At 49.3% G+C, this 20,835-nt stretch carries 22 protein-coding genes; 14 read left to right on the forward strand and 8 right to left on the reverse strand.

Annotated elements, in window-relative coordinates; translation table 11 throughout:
• Positions 1–61: 61 nt before the first annotated feature.
• Complete coding sequence (gene uvrA / locus AC4QZR_RS18145) at positions 62–2,869, reverse strand: excinuclease ABC subunit UvrA (RefSeq protein ID WP_494482193.1); 2,808 nt, start codon at positions 2,867–2,869, stop codon at positions 62–64.
• A 346-nt stretch (positions 2,870–3,215) separates the two neighbouring features.
• Between uvrA and AC4QZR_RS18150 the strand changes: the two genes are divergently transcribed.
• Positions 3,216–3,338, forward strand: a complete 123-nt coding sequence (locus AC4QZR_RS18150) for a 30S ribosomal protein THX (protein WP_494482194.1) — start codon at positions 3,216–3,218, stop codon at positions 3,336–3,338.
• Between the two features lie 63 nt (positions 3,339–3,401).
• On the opposite strand, the gene AC4QZR_RS18155 is transcribed toward AC4QZR_RS18150, so the two are convergent.
• Positions 3,402–4,670, reverse strand: coding sequence for an MFS transporter (locus AC4QZR_RS18155; protein WP_494482195.1), 1,269 nt, complete (start codon positions 4,668–4,670; stop codon positions 3,402–3,404).
• A gap of 490 nt (positions 4,671–5,160) precedes the next feature.
• On the opposite strand from AC4QZR_RS18155, the gene AC4QZR_RS18160 reads away from it, so the two are divergent.
• The 5 genes from AC4QZR_RS18160 to nth all read left to right on the forward strand — a co-directional run bounded on the left by AC4QZR_RS18160 (position 5,161) and on the right by nth (position 7,942).
• Positions 5,161–5,496, forward strand: a complete 336-nt coding sequence (locus tag AC4QZR_RS18160; RefSeq protein ID WP_494482196.1) for a hypothetical protein — start codon at positions 5,161–5,163, stop codon at positions 5,494–5,496.
• Positions 5,497–5,652: 156 nt separating this feature from the next.
• Positions 5,653–6,042, forward strand: a complete 390-nt coding sequence (locus AC4QZR_RS18165) for a group III truncated hemoglobin (protein ID WP_494482197.1) — start codon at positions 5,653–5,655, stop codon at positions 6,040–6,042.
• A 386-nt stretch (positions 6,043–6,428) separates the two neighbouring features.
• On the forward strand, positions 6,429–7,031 hold the full coding sequence (locus AC4QZR_RS18170) for an RNA polymerase sigma factor (protein WP_007655595.1): 603 nt from the start codon (positions 6,429–6,431) through the stop codon (positions 7,029–7,031).
• Positions 7,006–7,236 (forward strand): hypothetical protein, encoded by a 231-nt coding sequence (locus tag AC4QZR_RS18175; RefSeq protein ID WP_253406399.1) that lies wholly within the window; start codon positions 7,006–7,008, stop codon positions 7,234–7,236. Before AC4QZR_RS18170 ends, AC4QZR_RS18175 begins: the two co-directional genes overlap by 26 nt.
• A gap of 19 nt (positions 7,237–7,255) precedes the next feature.
• The gene (nth, locus tag AC4QZR_RS18180) at positions 7,256–7,942 is read left to right on the forward strand and encodes an endonuclease III (RefSeq protein WP_494482198.1); all 687 of its coding nucleotides are present in this window, start codon (positions 7,256–7,258) and stop codon (positions 7,940–7,942) included.
• 66 nt (positions 7,943–8,008) lie between these two features.
• Here nth and AC4QZR_RS18185 read toward each other — a convergent pair whose 3' ends face one another.
• The gene (locus AC4QZR_RS18185) at positions 8,009–8,533 is read right to left on the reverse strand and encodes a DUF4890 domain-containing protein (RefSeq protein ID WP_494482199.1); all 525 of its coding nucleotides are present in this window, start codon (positions 8,531–8,533) and stop codon (positions 8,009–8,011) included.
• Between the two features lie 291 nt (positions 8,534–8,824).
• On the opposite strand from AC4QZR_RS18185, the gene AC4QZR_RS18190 reads away from it, so the two are divergent.
• Positions 8,825–9,358 carry a hypothetical protein gene (locus AC4QZR_RS18190; RefSeq protein ID WP_253406402.1) on the forward strand — a complete coding sequence of 178 codons (534 nt, stop codon included), beginning with the start codon at positions 8,825–8,827 and terminating at the stop codon, positions 9,356–9,358.
• A gap of 3 nt (positions 9,359–9,361) precedes the next feature.
• Here AC4QZR_RS18190 and AC4QZR_RS18195 read toward each other — a convergent pair whose 3' ends face one another.
• On the reverse strand, positions 9,362–10,564 hold the full coding sequence (locus AC4QZR_RS18195; RefSeq protein ID WP_494482200.1) for a glycosyltransferase family 4 protein: 1,203 nt from the start codon (positions 10,562–10,564) through the stop codon (positions 9,362–9,364).
• A 29-nt stretch (positions 10,565–10,593) separates the two neighbouring features.
• On the reverse strand, positions 10,594–11,553 hold the full coding sequence (gene gldB, locus AC4QZR_RS18200; protein WP_494482201.1) for a gliding motility lipoprotein GldB: 960 nt from the start codon (positions 11,551–11,553) through the stop codon (positions 10,594–10,596).
• Positions 11,554–11,656: 103 nt separating this feature from the next.
• Here gldB and AC4QZR_RS18205 point away from each other — a divergent pair, with 103 nt between their 5' ends.
• On the forward strand, positions 11,657–12,334 hold the full coding sequence (locus AC4QZR_RS18205) for a porin family protein (protein WP_188503220.1): 678 nt from the start codon (positions 11,657–11,659) through the stop codon (positions 12,332–12,334).
• Positions 12,335–12,407: 73 nt separating this feature from the next.
• On the opposite strand, the gene AC4QZR_RS18210 is transcribed toward AC4QZR_RS18205, so the two are convergent.
• From AC4QZR_RS18210 to AC4QZR_RS18220, 3 genes are all read right to left on the reverse strand, one after another.
• Positions 12,408–14,015 carry an Rne/Rng family ribonuclease gene (locus AC4QZR_RS18210; protein ID WP_188503113.1) on the reverse strand — a complete coding sequence of 536 codons (1,608 nt, stop codon included), beginning with the start codon at positions 14,013–14,015 and terminating at the stop codon, positions 12,408–12,410.
• A gap of 208 nt (positions 14,016–14,223) precedes the next feature.
• Complete coding sequence (locus tag AC4QZR_RS18215) at positions 14,224–14,985, reverse strand: tetratricopeptide repeat protein (RefSeq protein WP_253406406.1); 762 nt, start codon at positions 14,983–14,985, stop codon at positions 14,224–14,226.
• 171 nt (positions 14,986–15,156) lie between these two features.
• Positions 15,157–15,462 carry an HU family DNA-binding protein gene (locus AC4QZR_RS18220; RefSeq protein WP_007655567.1) on the reverse strand — a complete coding sequence of 102 codons (306 nt, stop codon included), beginning with the start codon at positions 15,460–15,462 and terminating at the stop codon, positions 15,157–15,159.
• A gap of 354 nt (positions 15,463–15,816) precedes the next feature.
• Between AC4QZR_RS18220 and mutY the strand changes: the two genes are divergently transcribed.
• From mutY to AC4QZR_RS18250, 6 genes are all read left to right on the forward strand, one after another.
• Positions 15,817–16,908, forward strand: coding sequence for an A/G-specific adenine glycosylase (mutY, locus tag AC4QZR_RS18225; protein ID WP_494482202.1), 1,092 nt, complete (start codon positions 15,817–15,819; stop codon positions 16,906–16,908).
• 110 nt (positions 16,909–17,018) lie between these two features.
• Entirely contained in the window at positions 17,019–17,501 is a 483-nt protein-coding gene (locus tag AC4QZR_RS18230) for a single-stranded DNA-binding protein (protein ID WP_494482203.1), read from the forward strand.
• Positions 17,502–17,527: 26 nt separating this feature from the next.
• On the forward strand, positions 17,528–18,898 hold the full coding sequence (gldE, locus tag AC4QZR_RS18235; protein WP_494482204.1) for a gliding motility-associated protein GldE: 1,371 nt from the start codon (positions 17,528–17,530) through the stop codon (positions 18,896–18,898).
• 7 nt (positions 18,899–18,905) lie between these two features.
• Complete coding sequence (gene gldD / locus AC4QZR_RS18240; protein WP_494482290.1) at positions 18,906–19,478, forward strand: gliding motility lipoprotein GldD; 573 nt, start codon at positions 18,906–18,908, stop codon at positions 19,476–19,478.
• Positions 19,479–19,690: 212 nt separating this feature from the next.
• Positions 19,691–20,215, forward strand: a complete 525-nt coding sequence (locus tag AC4QZR_RS18245) for a Riean_0653 family protein (RefSeq protein ID WP_494482205.1) — start codon at positions 19,691–19,693, stop codon at positions 20,213–20,215.
• Positions 20,216–20,285: 70 nt separating this feature from the next.
• Positions 20,286–20,759 carry a Riean_0653 family protein gene (locus AC4QZR_RS18250; RefSeq protein WP_494482206.1) on the forward strand — a complete coding sequence of 158 codons (474 nt, stop codon included), beginning with the start codon at positions 20,286–20,288 and terminating at the stop codon, positions 20,757–20,759.
• Positions 20,760–20,835: the final 76 nt, after the last annotated feature.

The following is a 20,835-nucleotide window of genomic DNA, read 5'->3' on the forward strand; positions in this document are numbered from 1 at the left end:
TGCTATACCTTAAAAACAAAAGCCGCCGCAAATTCAATTGCGGCGGCTTTTATACCTTACGTTACAACCTTTCCTTCAGGAACCTGGCCGTATGGTTATCCTCCAGTTTCGCCATCTCCTCCGGCGTGCCTTCGAACAGCAGGTGCCCTCCGTTAGTACCTCCTTCAGGCCCCAGATCGATGATCCAGTCGGCGGACTTGATGATGTCCATGTTGTGCTCAATGATGACGACCGTGTTGCCGTTCTCGATCAGCGCATTGATGGACTGCAGCAGTTTGTTGATGTCGTGGAAGTGCAGACCGGTGCTTGGCTCATCGAAGATAAACAGAATATCCTCCTGATGCGCCTGCACGCCTTTGGTCAGGAACGAAGCCAGCTTCACGCGCTGCGCCTCACCTCCCGACAAAGTGTTGCTCGACTGCCCCAACCGAATGTAGCCCAGACCCACGTCGTTCAGTGGTCTCAGTTTCTCTACGATCTTTGACTGATCGGCGAAGAAATCGATGCTGTCGGCAATGGTCATGTCCAGCACTTCCGAAATGCTTTTGTCCTTATACCTGACATCGAGCACGTCCTGCTTAAAGCGTTGGCCGTTGCAGCTCTCGCAGGTCAGGTAAATGTCAGCCATAAACTGCATTTCGATCTTCACCTGCCCCTCACCCTGGCATACTTCGCAGCGACCACCTTCGATGTTGAATGAGAAGTGCGACGGCTTAAACCCACGCGACTTGGCCAGCGGCTGATCAGCGTACAAGGAACGGATCGCATCGTAAGCCTTCACGTAGGTTACCGGGTTGGAGCGCGACGACTTCCCGATCGGGTTCTGGTCCACGAACTCGACGTGCCGGATCTTGTTGTAGTCACCGGCCAGTTTATCAAATTTACCGGTCGCCTCGGCTGTGTTGCCGTGCAGTTTCATCATGGCCGGAGCCAGTATTTTTTTGATCAGGGTAGACTTGCCAGAACCACTCACGCCTGTCACCACAGTCATCACGCCCAGCGGCACTTTCACGCTCAGGTTTTTGAGGTTATTCTCACGGGCACCCTGTATTTCAATAGCATTTCGCCATTTACGGCGCTGCGCCGGCACCGACACCTCCATCTCGCCGCTCAGGTATTTGGCGGTATAGGTATCGGCAGTGCGTATCATCTCATCCAGCGTCCCCTGGAACATCAGGTTGCCACCACCCGAGCCAGCCTCCGGACCAATATCGATCAGTTGGTCGGCAGCACGCATCATTTCTTCTTCGTGCTCCACCACAATCACGGTGTTGCCCATTTTTTGCAAAGAGCGCAGCACACCGATCAGTTGCTCGGAGTCCTTCGGGTGCAGACCGATACTTGGTTCATCCAAAATATACATGGAGCCTACCAGGGCACTACCCAGCGAAGTCGCCAGGTTGATACGTTGGCTCTCGCCACCGGATAATGTATTGGAAAGTCGGTTTAGCGTGAGATAGCCCAAGCCCACCCGCACCAGGTAGCCGAGGCGGTTGGTCACTTCCGTCACCAGCCGTTCTGCTACGTTGCGTTCGTGCTCGGTCAGCTGCATGTTCTCAAAAAATGCCAGCGACTGTGTGATCGGCATCAACACCAGATCAGTGATGCTCTTGTCATTGATCTTCACATAACTGGCGTCTTTGCGCAAGCGGGAGCCTTTGCAATCGGGGCAGGTGGTGCGGCCACGGTAGCGCGATAGCATCACGCGGTACTGTATTTTATGCGTCTGTGCTTGCAGGTGTTTAAAGAAATCGTTGAGTCCTTCGAAGTATTTGTTGCCGGTCCACAGCATCTCCTGCTCTTTTTCGGAAAGCTCACTGTAAGGGCGATGGATCGGGAAGTCGAATCGTATACCGTTCTTCACGAGCGGCTGCAGCCATTCGTTCATCTTTTCAGATCGCCAGGGCGCAACGGCTCCTTCGTATACTGTCAGGCTCTTGTCAGGTATAACCAGATCCGGATCTATACCTAGCACACTGCCAAAACCCTCGCAGGTCTGGCAGGCTCCGTAAGGATTGTTAAAGCTGAAGAAATTGACAGAAGGCTCTTCGAACACCATGCCGTCGAGTTCAAAGCGATCGGAGAAAACACGCTCTTCGCCGTCGCCATACTTCACACGACACTCCCCGTTACCTTCAAAAAAGGCGGTTTGCACGGAGTCAGCAATCCTGAACTGCAGGTCTTCGTCTGATTTGTAAATCACAGCGCGATCCACGAGAATGTATACCTGCTTGCCCAGCTTCGGCTTTTTCTCTTCCAGCAGCTCTTCGATAAAGTATACCTGTCCGTCGGCGTAAATACGTGAATAGCCTTTTTGAAGCAGCAGATCCAGTTCTTTGGCAAGCGTGCGCTCTTTGTGCAGTTGCAGCGGCGCCAAGATCATCACACGGGCTTCATCCTCTAACGAAAAGATAAAGTCCACCACATCGGCCACGCTGTCTTTTTTCACGACCTCACCCGAAACAGGTGAATAAGTTTTGCCAATGCGGGCGTAGAGCAGCTTCAGGTAATCGTAGATCTCGGTGCTGGTACCCACGGTAGAGCGGTTGTTCTTGATACTCACCTTTTGCTCGATGGCAATGGCCGGGCTGATGCCTTTGATGTAGTCCACATCAGGCTTATCCATACGCCCCAGAAACTGACGGGCATACGAGCTCAGGCTTTCCACATACATGCGTTGCCCTTCGGCATACAGCGTATCGAAAGCCAGCGATGATTTGCCGGAGCCGGAAAGGCCGGTGACCACAATGAATTTGTTGCGCGGCAAGGCCACACTGAGATTTTTGAGATTGTGCACGCGGGCGCCTTTGATGATAATGTGCTGGCGCGGATCGAGTGTTTCGAGGTTATTTTCGGATGTGTTTGCCATAAAGTATAGCGCAGGCTAGATAAAGCCCACGCATGACGAACTGATTTTTTTACGATGTAAAGATACAAATACCCGGTCGCATTCTGAAGGCTTTTTACCCCTTGGCACTATACCTGGCTTTTGGCCAAAGCATGCAACACGGCATCCTTTTGAAACAGCTACAGGTATAAAAAGGTTTAGCTTTCTATTACTATTTAAAGGTATAGGCCTGTCTTGGTTTCTGCCTGTGCTTTACTGGCGGCGGTTATAGAACCCGTCTGTTCCTAAACTTTGCCAAATGATTAAACTGCAGTCCCCTGCTTCCGTATGTATGGGTTACGATCTACAACCAATAAACTAACACAACATGGGAAAAGGAGATAAAAAATCGAAGAAAGGCAAAATCGTAAAAGGCACTTACGGCAACAGCCGCCCAAGACAGGCTACCAAAAGGAAAGCCGCCGAGAAGAAAGAGGGCGCTGCCAAGTAGCACCACCACCCTACCACATCAGCAGTCCCATGCCCCGCCTGTCGGGGCATGGGACTGCCTTTTTTAGACAACCTCCATCTCCGGCGTCAGGTCCAGCTTGCGCAGCTTGTCGGCCTTTAGGGCCGTTATACCTACTACCAACAGTGTGATCGCGCCGCCCAGCACCACAGAGGGCACCGCGCCCATCACCTTAGCCATTGTTCCTGCCCGGAAGGCCCCTATCTCGTTGGACGAACCGATAAAGATACTGTTCACCGAAGAGACGCGCCCCTTCATATACTCCGGTGTCAGGGTATGGAGCAGCGTGGAGCGGATGATGACACTGATGCTGTCGAAGGCGCCGCTCAGCACCAGCAATACCAGCGAGAGCCAGAAACTGGTAGATAACCCAAAAAAGATCAGGCTCAATCCGAAGCCTGCCACGCACCAGAGCATGATTTTTCCGGCTTTGATGGTAATAGGGTAATAGGCCATCCAGACGGCCATCGCCACCGAGCCGACAGCAGGCGCAGCCCGCAGAAAACCGAGCCCCTGCGGACCAACCAGCAATATGTCCGAGGCGAAAACTGGAAGCAGTGCCACCGCTCCTCCAAACAGCACCGCGAACATATCCAGGGAGATGGCGTTCAGGATGACTTGGTTGCCGAACACGAAGCGTATACCTGAGCGCAGACTCTCCATCATGTTCTGCGGATTGACATTTTCCGGGAGCGCCTTCCCGCCGATCAGCGCGAAAGAAGTGAGTGCCAGCAAGACAAGCACGGCATCCAGGGTATAGGCCGCTGTGATGCCGTAGAAACCGTACACCAGTCCGCCCAGGGCGGGTCCTACCAGCGAGGCAGCCTGCCAGGTGGTACTGCTCCAGGTGATGGCATTGGCGTAGAGTTGCTTGTCGGCCACCAGTTGGGGCATAAACGAGAACACGGCCGGCCCCATGAAACCACGGGCGATGCCGCTGACAAAGATGACGACATAAATCGGTAGCACACCATACAGCGGCAACACATGACTCGCATCCAGGGTAAAGTACAGCAGCGCCAGCGAGCAAAGAAGCAGCACCGCCACCACCGTCACGATGATTTTCTTGCGGGGCACCGTATCGGCCACGTAGCCAGCGTACAGCGACACAAAAATGGAAGGTATAGCCTCCGCCAGCCCGATCAGGCCCAGGGAGAAGACATCGTCAGTAATGGCATAGATTTGCCAGCCGACAATAACGGCCTGGATCTGCATGGCCAGCGTGATGCACAGCCGCGCCGATATATAATGCCTGAACTCCGGCAACCGGAGCACGGCGTAAGGGTCGTGCCTGCGGGTTGACTTAGCGCCCATTTCCCTTTATCCTCCACAAATAGGTTTTCATAGCCACAAAGCTACGCCATCGTGCGCATACCTGCAGAATGTCTGCCAGAGTAAAACCGGCCCAGCTGTTAATCGGTGAGCAATCCGAACCAGATCTAGAAGGCAGCTTTTTATCTTCAGTCTACTCAGCAAGCCGCATTGTCAGGCCACCGGATAAATCGTAAAGGGCTGTATACCTATGTTGTATAAAATTATTTGGAATTATATGACTTAAACTGTAACACTCCCTCCGGTATAGAAGTATAATTTTTTAAGGAGCGGCCACCCCCTCATTTAGCAGCCGACTTCTGCGTGTCAGACAACACCAACCTGTGCTGATGCATGCTTCTGGTGCTTACAGCGCCATATTATTCTTTTATTAACAATCCTTTTATGGGTTAACGCAGCCAACTCAGGACCGTATCCTGAGCAGAGGAACTGCCGACTTTATTGATTATTAATATTTAAAAATATCAACATCATGGAACAACTGGACATCCGCAAATTATTGGAAAACATCGAGAGGAAGGTGTACCAGCAGGAAATCACTTCAAGCTCTGACGTGACACAACTGATCAACACTGAAATCGCAAAGGCTATCAACCTTAATAGCAAAGTAGCTGACGGGGAAGGCCTGCAGTACCAGAATATCCCGTGCACTACCATCGAGTGCTATCTGGAGCACCTCAAAGCAGTAGAGGAAAAACTGAAATGCCCTGCTGACATCACCGCACAGTGCAAGCCTGTGGAAGAGCGTGAGATAAACCGCCGTCTGCTCCTCATCCTGAACCGTTTGAAGCGATACAACCGCGAGTAGTCAGCATTTGTAGTAATAACCTTATCCTTCGTACAGACGATCAGTTCTTACGAAGGATTTTTTATGACCTTTATATGCCCATAATGACCAATGTCATTTTTCCCGTGCTTCAGTGCTGGTAATTTTGTAAACCTATGAGGTTTCAATTTGCAGCAAATGAAGGAAGATATTAAAGACGAACAAGATATAAAACTGCTGGTTGACTCGTTTTACGCCAAAGTAAACGAGGACGATCTGTTGGGGCCTATTTTCAATGGCTTTGCGAATGTGGACTGGGAGCACCACCTTCCCATCATGTACAACTTCTGGAGTTCAGTTCTGTTTGGCACCATGGCCTACAAAGGGCAGCCTTTCCCCAAACACATGCGCCTGCCCATAGACAGGCAGCATTTCGCACGCTGGGTGATGCTATTTAGTGAAACTGCAGACGAGCTGTTTGAAGGCGATAAAACAAAGGAGTTGAAGCAGAAGGCAACCAGCATTGCGCAGGTGTTTCAGATGAAATTAGGCCTTCTGGGCATTATAGGCAAAGAAATGACCATCTAAAGCAGCTTATTAGCACAAGAGAGCGGCAGTCGCCCCGGGTTACATCCTTGGGGCGACTGCCGTTTTGCTTTGCCCTATACCTTATTCGTCTCCCTGATCAGTACTAATCTCCTCCCTGTCAGCACTATATACGTAAATACTATATGTTGAAAAATAAATTTAACTAAAAGCATATACGTTTACATTATCTTGCCGTATATTAGGGAACGATAATTCTTTACTGGCATATAGCACCTTTAATATTTTTTGCTAAGGACACCCGGCTATGTTTGCGCAGTCAAAATGCATTCTCTATATTTGATTTCCATTTCAAAAAAATATTTGTTCTAACAGCTTAACGCAACAATATGGTATAAAGCTCTACGTTAAACTAATGTAGCTTTACGATGAATACAACTACCCAGCTGAGCGACTCTGCTTTAGTCTCGCTCTACATCGCAGGTAACGAAAATGCGTTTGAACAGCTAGTAAACAGACACAAGAACAAAGTATTCACTACGATCTTACTGATTGTTAAGGACACGTATACCGCTGAGGACCTCATGCAGGATGCTTTTATTAAGGCAATCCACACCATGAAAGGTGGCAGGTATAACGAGGAAGGTAAGTTCTCTTCATGGATATGCCGCATTGCCCATAACCTGGCAATCGACTTTTTCCGTAAAGAGAAAAGAAGCCCGATGATCACGCTGGAGGACGGTAGCAATGTGTTCAATGCCTTGTCTTTTGCAGAAGACTCCGCTGAGTCGCAGCAAATAAAGGAGGACACCCATGCCCGACTACGCGAGCTGATCCAAACGCTGCCACAAGCACAGCGGGAAGTACTCATGATGCGCCATTACGCTGACATGAGCTTCCAGGAGATAGCAGAAGCAACCGGTGTGAGCATCAACACAGCTTTAGGTCGTATGCGCTACGCATTGATCAACCTAAGAAAAAAGATGCTAAACAGCACCATTGCTTATGATAAAAACCTCTACTCAGAATGAGCTGATCCAGTACGTATACGATGAGTTGGCAGACCCTGCCCGCGAGCAACTGGAAACAGCACTGATGCACGACAACGAGTTAGCCGAGAGCTGCTCCGAGCTCATGCTCATCCAGCGACTGTTAAGCGGCGCGGCCAAAAGCCCTAGCAAGCAGTCTATCGACAACATTTTAAATTACTCAAAAAGCTTAAGTTTGCAGTCTTAACCGACTGCAAACTTTTTTTATGCGCAAACGAGAACGCTACAAGCTGCTGATCGAGCACTTTACCCAAAACTTTCCGGATCCGGAAACCGAGCTAGCCTATACCAATCCCTTCGAACTGATACTGGCTGTAGTGCTCAGCGCCCAGTGTACCGATAAACGCGTGAACATGGTAACGCCTGCCCTGTTCGAAGCATTCCCGACGCCAGAGCATCTGGCTGCGGCCACTCCGGAAGATATCTTTCCAATTATTAGAAGCATTTCCTACCCTAACAATAAGGCCAAGCACTTGGCGGGTTTAGGAAGAATGCTCGTGGAGCAGTTTAACGCGGAGGTACCTAGCACAGTCGAAGAACTGGTGAAGCTGCCGGGTGTAGGTCGAAAGACGGCCAACGTGATCGTGTCAGTGATCTGGAACCAACCGGCTATGGCTGTGGACACGCATGTGTTTCGGGTGAGCAAGCGACTGGGCCTGGTTTCGAAAACAGCCAAAACCCCGCTGGAAGTTGAAAAAGAGTTGGTGGCCAACCTTCCACAAGAGCTGATCGCCAAGGCGCATCATTGGCTCATATTGCATGGCCGCTACATCTGCCTGGCGCGACGGCCGAAATGCGAGGAATGCCCGCTCACGCATTTCTGTGCTTTTTTTCAGAAGTACTACCCCAATATACCCGACGACCCTGAAAATAAAGTAGGAGGTATAGCCTGATAAAAAAAGCGGGGGCAGACACTAAATGGTCTGCCCCCGCTTTCACTATGGGAATCTTATCAGGGATTACATTCCCTGCTGTTGCTTCTTGTACTCCCCTCTTTTTTTGTGCTCACCTGATTTTTTGTGCTCGCCTGACTTGTGGCCTCTCTTACCATCAGCACGCTTCTGCTTCATCTCCGCGCGATCGGTTTCGTACTTGGCATACTGCTCTGCTGACAAGATGCTCTTAAGCTCGGCCTGCCACTTCTCGTGACTTGCTTTTCTGGCTTCCTGCATCTGTGCTCGCTGCTCAGGCGTTTTTTCCGTAGTCGCTTTGTGACTCTCTTGCATGGCTTTCATTTCCTGCGCATGCCGCATGTTCAGTTCCTGGAGTTGGTTTTTCTGCGATGCACTCAATTCCAGCTTCTGCGCCATCCTATCGGTTTTCATCTGAGCCATTTCCTCAGGGCTTTTTTGGGCTCTGTCTTTCATGGCTCCACGCATTTCGCTGCGCGGCTTTTGGTCTTGTGGCTTGGTTGTGGTCTGTGCGTAAGCGCCGCTGCCAGCAACTAACATTCCGAGCGAAAGGGCTGCTATTATCTTCTTCATATTTCTTTCTCTTTTAAATTTCTGGTTGGTTCGATCAGTAGCAAAGTTCAAATTTGCACATGTGCTCTGCTATACCTGCCTAAACAAAGGCTGTGCCAAAAACTCAATCGCAACTTGCACAGCTTCGTAAGCAACTGTTTTGCAAGAGCATGAGTCGAAACAGAGCAGGGGGCAATTTGAAAGCATGCTATACCTGAGCCGTCACTATACCTTTCGGAATCTGAAAATAATGGCACTGAAATAAATTCATATCCCTATATTTAACTATTCATCACTATACCCTTTAAGCTTATGCAAACTTCTACATCTATCAAACTATTTGTATCCTTCCTACTGCTCTTTGTTAGCTTTTCGGCAGTACAAGCCCAGACGCAGTTCACTGAGCGTAAAGGCGGACATTCCTATTCCATGGAAATACCAAGTTACATGGTGAAAACCTACGAGCTGAATGATGTAGCCAGTCTGCAGTACTTCAACAAAAACAAAGACGCTTACGCCATCGTGATAGAGGACTCTAAAGATGAGCTGGAGACGAAGGGGATGATGTTTGAGAATGCGACAGATTTTCTGGACAGCTTTACCGCTGACTACAAGAAGGAGGAGAAGAGACGCAAGCTGAGCAAGACAAAGGCCTTCGAATCAAACGGAAACAAAATTGCACAGAATGAATTGAAGTGGACGGATGAAGATGGCGACTTCTTTATGCTGATCACAGCTGTAGAAACGAAAACACACTTTTACAAAGTGATCTGCTGGACGCTGGCCGCAAATGCCCCACAATTAAAAGAAGACTTCAAGCACTTGTCGGAGAGCATCAAGGACTAGATCCTATACCTTGCCCGTTACCTTCAACAGGATTTGCTCTACCTGAGCGGCAAGTTGCTGGCGGTCGAATAGTTGCCGGGCGATGGCTTGTCCGTTTTGTCCGGCCAGCCGCCGCTTCTCATTGTCCGATAGGATCTCTCTTATTTTCTGGGCCAGTTGATTTGGCTGACCTGCCGGGCAATACCAACCGCAGTTGTACTGCTCCACAAATGTTTTCGTCCAACCAGGATTCGTTACCAGCACGGGCACGCCACAAGCCAGGCTATCGTACAGCTTGGCCGGCGAATTAGAGGCCAGCACAGGTAGATCGTTGAAAGTAATAAGCGACAGGTCTGCCAGCTTGAACAGCGTGAACACATCGGGCCGTGGCTGTGGGGGAAGCAGCACCAGGTTAGAAAGTCGCAGCGATAGCCTCCGGAGCTCGTCATCATAAAAACCTCCACCTGCCAGCACGAACACAATGTCCTGCTGATCGGCCATCGCCTCAGCTGCCTGCATGATGGTAGGGATATCGTTGGCCCGGCCAAAGGTACCGGCATAGAGCACCACTTGCTTGCCTTGTAATAGGTATCGCCTGCGCAGTGCTGCTACCTTCTCAGGAGTCACGGCATCAACCATTTCGATGTCAGTGCCATTCAGGATAGTGGTCACCTTGTCGCGCGCTATACCTTGGCTTACTACGTAGTCTTCCATGTCCGGGGAAAGCGTGATGATGTGGTTGGCACTCTGATAAAGGCTCTTCTCCAATCTGAACAGGCGGCGCTTCAGCCACTCCCGCTTTACCGCACCCATCTCAATGGGGAAGCTGGGCCACAGGTCCTGTACCTCAAATACCCACGGAATACCACGCATCTTCGCGACACGGGCCGCCATCCATGGCGTTGTGAGCGGTGTAGACACGCCCCAAACCACATTAGGCTTAGGTATAGAAAGGCCTTTGGCAAGACTGTAGGCAGCAAAGCCGCCGTAAGAAACCAATCGTCTGCGCACGCCCATCTTGTTACTATAGGGCACCTCCTGCTCATATAGATCGACTCCCTCTGGCACCCACTTATACTTGTCCGTAATGCGAAGCTGCTTCCAGGCGCTACTCGAGATCAGGCTCACCTTATGCCGCTTGGCAAGATACTCCAGAAAGGTATAATGCCGGCAAGTTGAAGGGCAGTCCGGGTTGTGATGGTGCTGGTTGAAAATAGCTATGTGCATGCGCGCAGGTATAGAGGCGAAGTATGGTACTACCGCTTCTCAGGCTTGTATTTCGATTCGTTAAATATTTTTTGGTGATCTTCGTCAGCCATCAGTTCCTGCAGCGTTACCTTTGGGTTACGCTCCATATACTTGCGCACGATCTGCCAGCCTACCCAGGTGCCGAGGCGGCCAGGAGATGTGGCATCGATCTCGGGCGTATTAGGGCGTTCGCCAATATACTTGTTCACTACGAACGGGCTCTTCTCATAAAGCAGTTTTTGCTCAATAAAGTGTGCCCAGATACGGCCTTCGTTATGACGCACGTCAGCCAGTTGCTGACCGCTATACCCAATGATAGTAGAGTCTGGCGCGCAAGGCATAATAGATTTCACAAAATAGTAGGCCTTACCCGTATTCACCATCTCAGCAAGCAGGCTACGCTCCAGGAAGTTCGTTTTGTTGTATCGGTTAGACAGCAGCAGCATAGCAGCCGGCACCATGTTCGCGCGTTCGTATCGCTTCAAAATATAGTCGTAGGTATCCGGGCGGTAACTGGCATTTTCGCCGATAAAGAAGTCGATGCCAAACACCAGTAGGCTATCCGACACCAGCAGGTCCTGGTTCAGGCCGGACACAAAGGTTTTCACTTGCGGCTCCTTAAACTCAGGATAGTAATATTTGATATGCTTGAAGGCAGTTTCCAGCTGTTGCTTTTCAGTAGCCATGTCACCGAAGGTAGTGTCCGCCTCATGGGCCAGCTTTTGAAGCTCAGGGTTAGCCGCCAGGTTATAAAGAGCATTGACGATGGCTGAGTCAGAAGGGTAATTCTTCCGCTGCAGGAACCGTTCGGTAAAAATAGGGTTGCTTTCCAGGAGTGAGGCGATATCCTGCCTAGAGTCCGCCGCAAAAAAAGGCTTCTCGAGTCGCTCTATCTCTACCTTTACCGGTATGCGTTCTATTTCTTCAGGTATGTCGCAGCCGGTCTTCTTCTTGCAGCTAAAAAGCAATAGGATGGTTGCTAGTAATAATAATCTGTGATACATTGCCGAATATTTAATACAAAAATAGAGGGTTATCCCGTATTAGAAGAAATAAACGCGACAAATTAACATGCAATTCAAAAAACTAGCATTCCTGCTGCTCTTTTTGGGCTTCTCATCCACTGCCATGGCCCAAATGGAAATCGGCATTCAATTCTCCCCCACTATTTCGGGTAACCGTTTTATAGCTGAGGACCGGCATAACTTTGAGAAATCGAACAGCGCTTTGCGCTTAGGAGTAGGCGTAGTCGGCGACTATTTCTTCTCTAACAACTATGCCTTCAGCTCAGGGCTGATGTACCGTAGCAAAGGCTCTAAGATCAGCTATACCTATATGGTTGAAAGTGGGGACGGAGTGGTTACACCTGCTAAAGAAACTGACGAGTTGACTGTGCAGTATCTTGAAATACCGCTTACACTCAAGCTTTTCACAAACGAAGTAGCTCCTGACATAGTGTTATACTTCCAGGTAGGCGGTGCACTTGGCACCAAAGTTTCTGGCCAGGTTGACCAGAAAAAGGTGATTAATGGCGAAAAGACGGCCAAACGTTTCAATGTTTTTGAGACCAGTGCCGTACTGGGTACCGGTGCAGAAATGCAGCTGGGCCAAAGCACAAAGCTGTTTGGAGGTGTTACCTACCTGCGTGGTCTGAGTAACATCGATAACTACTACAAAAAGCAGTTGAATGACAAGAACCTAGCAATCAAGAACAATGGCGTGTCCATTGATGTGGGCATCAAATTCTAAGGTATAGCCACCGCGAAAACCTGTTAAATCAAAAAAGCCGCTCTGTCTAGACAGAGCGGCTTTTTTGTTGCCTTTAAATCTGATTAAAATTTTCTTGATCCTGCACCCCGTTCACCTCCGTCAGGGCGGTGCGCAGCTCTATTTCTTCGCCTTTGTCGTCCATTACCTTAAAATCGGTAATGCCGAGCGAAGTGTCTTTTACAAATTTCACCCACTTGAAGTAGTGGAAGAACCACTTCATCTGCTTGGAGATGACACCCGATGTATAATAGGCATACAGGAAAGGGTGTACATACAATGTCAGACTTCTGTGATTATGTCGCGTGAGCAGGTCGTCTACCGCCACGTCAATTTCATCAGTAATCAGAATGCTGGCAGTTATCTTGCCGGTGCCGTTGCAAGTAGGGCATACCTCACCGGTCACAATATTCTGCTCTGGCCTTACACGCTGACGCGTGATCTGCATCAGGCCGAACTTAGAGATAGGCAGAACTGTCGACTTGGAGCGGTCCCGCTTCAGTTCCTCTTTGACTACTTCGTATACTTTCTGGCGGTTTTCCGGCGACTTCATGTCGATGAAGTCAATTACAATGATACCACCTATATCCCGGAGGCGCAGCTGACGGGCCACTTCTTTGGCAGCCATCATGTTCACGTTCAGCGCGGTAGCCTCCTGATCGGTTTCGGTATTAGATTTGTTCCCACTGTTTACATCGACTACGTGCAGGGCCTCGGTGTGCTCTATCACCAGGTATCCGCCGCCTGGTATGGTCACTGTTTTCCCGAAAGCAGCCTTTAGTTGCCGCTCGATGTTAAAGTGTTCGAAGGTTTTTGTCTTACCGGTATAGTGCTTCAGAATTTTTACTTTGTCTGGCGCAATGCTACCGATGTATGCTTTGATCTCGTCATAGAGTGACTCGTCGTCCACTACTATGTTGTCAAAGCTTTCGTTCATTAAGTCTCTCAGAATGGACGAAGAACGACCCAGTTCTCCAATGATCTTGTCATTGGGTTTGGCTATCTTCAGCGATTTAAAGCCTTCTTCCCAGCTTTCCACCATGTTGCGCAGGTCTCTGTCGAGTTCTGCCACCTCACGGCCCTCTGCCACTGTCCGGATGATCACACCAAAGTTCTCAGGCTTGATCGAAGTGATCAGGCGCTTGAGCCGCGTGCGTTCTTCTTTGCTAACGATCTTCTTGGATACGCTTACCGTGTTGGAAAACGGCACGAGCACCAGGTATCGACCGGCGAGCGAAAGCTCGCAAGAAAGACGCGGTCCTTTGGTGGAAATCGGCTCTTTGACAATCTGCACCAAGAGCTGCTGTCCCTTTTTCAGAACATCAGCGATCTTGCCGAGCTTGTCAATTTCTGGCTCGAATTTAGTCTGGTTAAGCTTTGCAGAAGCGTTCTTCTGTGTCTGTGCCGCCTTCACATACTTGTTCAGCGTTTTGACATTGGCTCCCAGGTCATGGTAATGCAAAAATGCATCCTTGTGGTAGCCAATGTCAATAAAAGCGGCGTTTAGGCCTGGCATTACCTTTTTTACAGTTCCCAGAAAGATGTCGCCTACAATGTAGTTTGTATCCTTCTTTTCGTGGTGAAACTCTACAAGTCTCTTGTCCTGTAAAAGGGCGATGCGCTCTCCATCCTGAGTAGAATTGATTATAAGCTCGTTACTCAATTTCTCTCAAAGATTAGTTGGATGTATAGACCAAAGCCCACAATTGCAGAAGCAATGTGGGCCTCAATAAACGCAGAAGAAATTACTTCTTCTTATGTCTGTTTTTTCTTAGACGCTTCTTTCTCTTGTGAGTAGCAATCTTATGTCTTTTTCTTTTCTTTCCGCAAGGCATAGTCTTGAAATTTTTATTAAGTGGTTAGTTCTTTTATTACATTTTTGCCAAATACTCATCAACAGAGGCTGTCAGGGCAGGGTCGCTGCTCATGGTCTTTACCTTGTTGAAAGTTCTGATTGCTTCTTCTTTCTTACCGGTTTCAGCCAGTGACACAGCCAGGTAGAAAGTGCCTTCCACGTGCTCAGGATTAACTGTTACCAGCTCCTGAAAACGCTCGGCGGCTTTATCCCACTGTCCGGACTGTACTGACAAAATGCCCAGGTTGAACAGCGCCTTCTGGTTTTTTGGGTCTGTCGAAATCACTTCACGCAGCAGCGTTATACCCTGCATTGGGTTTTCGCTTGCGATGTAAGTCATGGCTACGTTCGTTTTCGCATCCAGGTCCGAAGGATTGTTCTTGAGCACCTGCTCGTACATTTTACGAGCCTTGCCGCCCATTTCGCTGGCGCGCTGCTGTGTTGCTGCATACGTGAAGGCTTCGAAGTACTGGTCACCGGCTTTGCGGTAGCTCTTCTCACCCGGACGGGCATCAGCAGCTAACTCGTAGTAGTAACCTGCACTGTCAAACTTACTTGCTGAGGCATATGCTGCTGCCAGTTCGCCGGCCAATAGGCCACGCGCCTTAGTATCAGTTGCTTTGTTGTAGCGGGCACGCACGGTGGCGAGTTCCATCAGTTGCTCTGGCGTCGCCATTGAGTGTACTCCGTCAGCCGCAGCGGCTGGTGTAGCACCATGGTCATGGCCATCGTCTTCAGAGTGACCTTCAGGCAAAGCAGAGGTTTGTTCAGCAGCCACTGTGCTATCATCCTTTGTTACAACCACCTTAGGAAGAAAAAACATAGCCGCGGCCAATGCGATAGCTGCAACTAGTATCAGTATTTGAGCGCGTGACATGAGTTTCTGTTTTCTTTAAGTGACTGTATTTTAAATGATAAACTTTAAGCAACCGGCAAATATACGAAAGAATTAAGAATGAGCCAGTTCTTTGATCTTTTTGCTGTTCTTAATCTTAGCAATAAAGGTCTTGGATGGCTTGAAGCTTGGAATAAAGTGCTCATCAATAATGATGGAAGTGTTCTTCGAAATGTTACGAGCCACTTTCTTTGCGCGCTTCTTGTTTACAAAGCTTCCAAAACCTCTCACGTAGATGTTGTTGCCGTCAGCCATTGAGTCTTTCACTACTTTGAAAAACGCTTCGATGGTAGATTGCACATCAGCCTTATCAATCCCTGTTTTATCAGCAATTTCTGATATTACTTCTGCTTTAGTCACTTTCTTAGATTTTTATAAATTAGAAATAAGTTAACTTTCTATTTTTCAGGAGGAACCACAGCGCTGTCGTTCTCCATTTTTCGGGGCACAAAGGTATACCTACTTTTCGACAAGTAAAAGCTTTAGCATTAAATTATTACAGATTGTGCCCTGCTTAAACCGATCGGCCTCAGCCCCTTTTCGCCGGTCACACTGCTACAATACCCGTGCCAGCTTGCCAACACCCTAACGCGGGCTATGTGCTTATATTTTAGGCAGATACCATTATCTTACAAATTCCCCTCAACTCCTTTCCAGAACAAAGCTTTACCTTTGTATGTTTCCATCTCCTACATCAACCCACCTAAGTCAGCTATGGAAAATAAGCCGACCCCTTTGTTTGCCCAGACAATTATTGACTGGTACCAGCGTCATAAAAGAGCCCTGCCCTGGCGCGACACCACCGATCCATACCTGATCTGGCTCTCTGAAGTAATCCTGCAACAGACGCGTGTGGCACAGGGCCTGCCTTATTTCCATCGCTTTGCTGAAGCCTACCCCACCGTGCAGCACCTGGCTGCCGCCCCCCAGGATGAAGTGCTCCGTCTCTGGCAGGGACTCGGCTACTACTCCAGGGCCCGCAACATGCACCACACCGCCCAGCAAATTGTACAGGAGTATGGCGGCGTGTTTCCGGATAAATATGAAGAGCTGCTGAAACTGCGCGGGGTTGGAAGCTACACGGCTGCTGCCATCGCCTCTTTTGCATTCAGAGAGCAGGTCGCGGTGCTGGATGGCAATGTGTTCAGAGTACTGGCCCGGGTGTTCGGCAAATCAGAGGATATTGCGGCTCCGGCTTCGCGTAGGGTGTTTCAGCAACTCGCCGATGAACTTATACCTGCCGACGCACCAGACACATTCAACCAAGCTATCATGGAGTTTGGGGCTATCCAGTGCACGCCCGTGATGCCTGACTGCCTGTTCTGCCCGCTGCAGCAGTCCTGCTTTGCTTTTAACCATGGGCTAGTGCAGGAGCTGCCGGTAAAATCGAAGGCAAAAGCTGCCCGGCCGCGATTCTTTCACTACATGGTATTTGCGCACAAAGGAGAATATTATATGCGTAAGCGCCTGAGCGGCGATATCTGGGAAGGGCTGTATGATTTCTACCTGCACGAGAGCGACTCCAAGGTACTTGACACCGCCAAACTGCTGCGGGAACTGAACGACGCAGGTATAGCTGTGCAGGAATCGCATCTTTTACCGCCCCGCAAAGAATACAGGCATGTACTTAGCCATCAGAAAATTACGGCCCGTTTTTATCTGATTCAGCTCAATTTTCGTTTAAGTGAAGAGGTTTTGCAGGAGGCGAGACTGGCACCTTATTCATCTGAAAAAATAGAAGCATTACCGAAGCCAATTCTTATCGACAGCTATTTGAAACATGAGAAGATTTTACTAAATTTATAAACTGAAACTTTTCTGTTTGCAAATGCATTCTAGAGGTTCAGTAGCCATAATTGCCTCCGGCTAGGTTGTCGGAGTAGCCCAAATCAATTTAATATTAAACAAAAAAAGACATGGCAAGTGTAAACAAAGTCATCCTTATCGGCAACCTTGGTAAGGACCCGGAAGTTCGCCACCTCGAAGGCGGCGTAGCTGTAGCGCGTTTCCCGATCGCTACTTCCGAAACATTCAAAGACAAAAACGGCGAAAAGCAGGAGCGTACCGAGTGGCACAACATCGTGCTTTGGCGTGGTCTGGCTGAAGTGGCCGAAAAGTACCTGCGCAAAGGACAGTCTGTCTTCATTGAGGGCAAGATCCGCACCAACAGCTACCAGGACAAAGAAGGAGTGCAGCGTTACAGCACCGAAATCGTGGCTGACAACATGACGATGCTGAGCGCGCGTGAAGGCGGCAATGGCGGCTCAGGCAGCTTCCAGGGCGGTGCCTCTTCGCAGTCCTCGGGACAATCATCACCAGGTCAGGGCAGTGCCGCCACATCAGGCAAGGGCAATGCTTCTGCCTTCCAGAACGACGAGCCAGACGACCTGCCGTTCTAACCCATGTTTAACCTAACTATCTGATTTTGGACAGTTTAGATTCCGGAGACCCCCTAAGTTATAGCTTACTGCAACTTTTACAAAGCGCAACGGCTTTACTTAGAATTGAATATATCGCAGCCATCACGGCCTGCTTTATCTTATTGCTGCTCTCTGCCCTCACTTCGGGGGCGGAGGCAGCTTTTTTCTCGCTCACTCCCCAGGAGATCGAGAAAGCCAGAACGAGCAAAGACAAAAAGCTCCAACTGGTGCATCACCTGCTTCAGGCCCCGCGCCAACTATTGGCCTCCCTTCTGATCATCAACAATGCGATCAATGTCAGTATCATTACCCTCTGCGCCTATATTGCGTGGCAGGTGACTGGTTCTGTCACCATTACCACCTTCGCGCTGCTTCTGTGTGTGCTGGTCGTTACGTTCCTGATCGTATTTTTTGGCGAAGTACTGCCCAAGGTATACGCCCGCATACACGGACCTGCCATTGCGCAGCGCACGGCCCCTGTCCTTTCCGCCTTGGCCCCTGCGCTGAAGCCACTTGCCTGGATGCTAACCCGCATCAGCTCCTACATTGACAGACGCTACCGGGTCCGGTCTTACAGCAATACGCTGGAGGAACTGCATCATAGCCTGGATGTGGCCTTGTCAAATGAAGAAACCTCGCCGGAAGAGCGCAAGATCCTGCGGGGTATTGTCAACTTCGGCTCGATCACGGTCAAGCAGATCATGCGTCCGCGTTTGGATATTGTGGCGTTCCCGCAGAGCGCTACATTGCCGGAGCTTCTTCCGCAGATCATCCAGTGGGGTTATTCGCGTGTACCGGTCTATACCGAGAACACTGACAGCATCGACGGCATCCTGTATGTAAAGGACTTATTGCCGCACCTCGACAAAGGAGCCGACTTTAAATGGCAGAACCTGATCCGGGCACCTTTCTATGTGCCGGAGACCAAGCACATCTCCAACCTGCTGCAGGACTTCCGGGAGAAGCACGTGCACATGGCCATTGTGGTGAACGAATACGGCACGACAATAGGCCTGCTGACCATGGAAGATGTGATCGAGGAGATTGTGGGCGAGATCAACGACGAGTTTGACGAAGGGGACGAGATCATTTACTCACAACTCGACGAAAATACCTTTATATTTGACGGTAAAACATCGCTGCACGACTTTTGTAAGATCACAGAGGTTCCGTTTGATGCCTTTAACGAGGTAAAGAGCGAGCACGAAACGGTGGCGGGCCTGATGCTGGCCCTCTTTGGTCGCATCCCTTTTGTGGGCGAAGAAGTGTCGTACGGCCGCTACTACTTTACGGTGGAGTCGGCGGACAATAAGCGTGTAAAACGAGTCAAGATTAATGTCGCAAGCAAAAAAGAGCACTATCATAAAGTCGGCTAAACTGCAAATGGCCCTGTGGTCAGGTATGGCCCTGGCCGTAGCTAGCTGTAACGCCGAGTACACCCCAAAGCCAAAAGGCTACAACCGCATCGATCTGCCAGCCGTGGCTTACCAGCCGTTGCAGGATGAGCACCCCTATACCTTTGAGTATTCGAAGCACGCCAAGATCCGCCCAGACTCCTCCATGATAGCGCAGCCACACTGGATTAACATCATCTATCCAAGCCTGGGAGCCAATGTGCAGCTGACTTATAAGGCCATCAATAACGATCCGAAAATGCTGAATAACCTGATCGAAGATGCCCGCAAACTGACAGGCAAACACCAGATAAAGGCTTATTCAATTGAGGAAACAGAGGTTCGGACACCACAAGGAGATATTGCTTCGGTATTTGAGCTGGAAGGCGAAATTCCAAGCCAGTTCCAGTTCTATGTAACCGATACGACCACGCACTTCTTCCGGGGAGCGCTCTATTTCAGAACCGCTACTCAGAACGACTCACTGGCTCCTGTGATTGAGTATGTAAAGAAAGATATTGTGCATATGCTGAACACGCTGGAATTTAAGGATAAGAAGTAGGTTTATTTGACAAAAGACTTTGTGACAAAGAACAAAAGACCGTGGGTATACCTGCGGTCTTTTTTTGTTTATGTTCAGTTCGGATGGTCAATGCCCATTTGGAATAGCTTTTCTGGCACGAAAAAACTCAATGGCTCAGGTATAACAAACTGATATTCACTATATTTAGCATACCACCCACTACTTCTGCTGTGAAACTACGTTCCAAACTTATGCTACTGCTCTTGCCGCTGCTGTTTGCGGCCTGCAAAAAGGACGAGCTGAAACTGCTGCCCGATGCCACCCAAACGGGCGCCGACACCATGGGGGCTATCGTTAACGGCAAGGCCTGGGTAGCCAACGGTGGTAAAGGCTTTCAGGCTCCAAAACCGGTGGAAGGTGGGTATCTGGCATCAAGATCCTTTGATGAAACCCGGAATAATGTGTTCATAAGCGCTTACAGGAAAAATAAGACCAGTTTGCATTTTTATTTGCGAAATGTAACGCAGCCAGGGGAGTATCTGCTAAACACAACTACGAAACCAATCGGCGGTGAGCTAGTACAACCTCACAACCACGGGGCCTATCAAGTGCCAGGCAAGCTGCTCATGACCAATAGCAGGTATACGGGAAAGGTCATCATCACCAGGGCAGATACAGTTAACAAAATTGTGTCGGGCATCTTCACTTTCAAGGCCGTGCACGGGCAGGACACGGTGACGGTAACCAATGGCCGCTTTGATGTAGGCACGTTTTAAACGCACTACTTATTGGCTTTACTCTTATCAATGGTTACAGAGCTCACGGCATGAAACACGACAGTTACATATGAAGAACAAGCTATACTTTCTGATACTTCTTGTAGGCCTGCTTTCCTGCTCCAAGGACAGCTTCTGTGATGAATCATTCTGCGTCAAGATAAACGGTAAAAAATGGTGGCCGAGCAGTGGATTTAAGACGAATTCGTTGTCATTTACTCTGACGGATAACGGAAACAGATTCTGGTTTAGCGCTCAGAATGGCTCTACCTATCTCCTGGTTAGCGTAAGTGATACGATCAATGGCATCAGAGTAAGGGATTATGAACTTGGTGAGCATTTCAATGCTGGCTATTACACCCAAGATACGAACATGGATTTTCGCACGGACAAGATGCGTACTGGGTCTTTATCCATCTCCTCAATCGATCGATATAAAAGAACAATTTCCGGTACGTTCCATTTTAAAGCCCATAACTCCACAACAGGCGAATTGGTGGAGATCTCGAATGGCAGTTTCAATGCAACATACTACGAATTCTGAGCAAAGCGCACAATTCGATTGGGCCGAGTTATACAGACTTTTATACATACTGCCACTATTCACAACACATAAAGCC

It is taken from the genome of Pontibacter sp. YIM B11418 (assembly GCF_059278805.1).